The following is an 803-nucleotide window of genomic DNA, read 5'->3' as shown; positions in this document are numbered from 1 at the left end:
GTCGTGCTCCTTCCACGCCGCATGAGTGGGGCCGCACGGCAAATCGTTCCATCGCAGGGGGGTGGAACTACAAACTCCCCGGCACCGTCGTCGGATCCTCCAGCGGCAGCCGCACATCGAACACCGCACCGCCGGCGCTGCCGTTGCGCGCGCGCAGGTCGCCGCCCATCTCGCGCATCACGTCGCGCGACAGCGCGAGACCGAGCCCCAGCCCGCGCCCGGCCGCCTTGGTCGAGAAGAACGGCTGGAACAGCCGCTCCAGCACCGGCGGCGCGAGCCCCGGGCCGTTGTCGGCCACGCTGAGCACGACGAACTCGCCGTCGCTCGCGCAAGCGAACTCGATGCGGCGCGGCTGCACCGGCTCCAGCACGTCGAGCGCGTTGTTGACCAGGTTCGCGATCACCCGCACCAGCTGGCCCTCGAAGCCGTGCGCCAGCGCATCGTCGAAGCCGATCTCGATCTCGCACGGCGTCTGCCCGAGCCGCGAGCGCAGCATGCCCAGCGCCTCCAGCACCGCCTGGCGCAGGCTCAGCTGCTGCACCTGCGCGGTCGAGCGCGCCGGGAAGGCGGCGAGCTGCGCGGTCAGGTCGGTCAGCCGGGTCGACAGCTTCAGCATCGTGCGCATGCTCGCCATCACCTCGCCCGTCTCGCCACTGTCGATCAGCTCCAGCGCCGTCTCGGCGACCAGCCGGATCGACGCCATCGGCTGGTTCAGCTCGTGGTTGATGCTCGCGACCAGGTGGCCGACGTTCGACAGCCGCTGCGCATAGGCCAGCGTCTGCTCGGTGCTGCGCAGCACCTGC

General features: G+C 71.0%; 1 protein-coding gene. It reads right to left on the bottom strand.

The window, feature by feature from the left end; translation table 11 throughout:
* Positions 1-67: 67 nt before the first annotated feature.
* The coding region (locus AC1D12_RS34505; protein ID WP_477845552.1) for a sensor histidine kinase at positions 68-803 on the bottom strand (736 nt) is incomplete at its 5' end.

The sequence above is a fragment of the Rhizobacter sp. P1_G5 genome (assembly GCF_056405435.1).
Note: the sequence above shows the minus strand (reverse complement) of the source record. Positions and strands in the feature narration are given on the sequence as shown.